At 65.4% G+C, this 413-nt stretch carries 1 protein-coding gene; it reads left to right on the forward strand.

Translation table 11 applies throughout. The annotated features are described in order from the left end of the window. Window positions 1-129: 129 nt before the first annotated feature. On the forward strand, window positions 130-413 hold a 284-nt coding region (locus tag ABC138_RS17610; protein WP_345914479.1), incomplete at its 3' end, for a transposase.

A 413-nucleotide genomic window follows, 5' to 3' on the forward strand; every position in this document is an offset into this window, starting at 1 on the left:
CGCCCAGGACGAGGAGTGTCGGGAGTTGTCGGCGAAGCTGGTGATCGCGACGCGTGCAGGGGGCCCTGACCCCGGTTCTTGGACACGCTGAATCCAGCATCTGCTGGGAAGCGAGATGATCGAAGAACCATGGCCAGGAAGAACTACTCCGAGGAGTTCCGTCGTCAGGCCGTCGACTTGTACGAGTCCACACCGGGGGCCACGGTCCGCGGTATCGCTGAGGACCTGGGCATCGTGCGTGGCACGCTGCGCCACTGGCTCGAGGCGTACGAGACGGGCAAGAAGACCGCGGCTGACGGAACGTTGACCTCCAGCCCACTGCAGTCCAAGCCGCCGACGAGCCTTGCGGGGTCCGTCGATGAGACGCCGGAGCAGAAGATCGCCCGACTCGAAGCCGAGAACGCGACGCTACG

Source organism: Janibacter sp. LM (assembly GCF_039631275.1).
In the GTDB taxonomy this organism is placed as follows: domain Bacteria; phylum Actinomycetota; class Actinomycetes; order Actinomycetales; family Dermatophilaceae; genus Janibacter; species Janibacter terrae.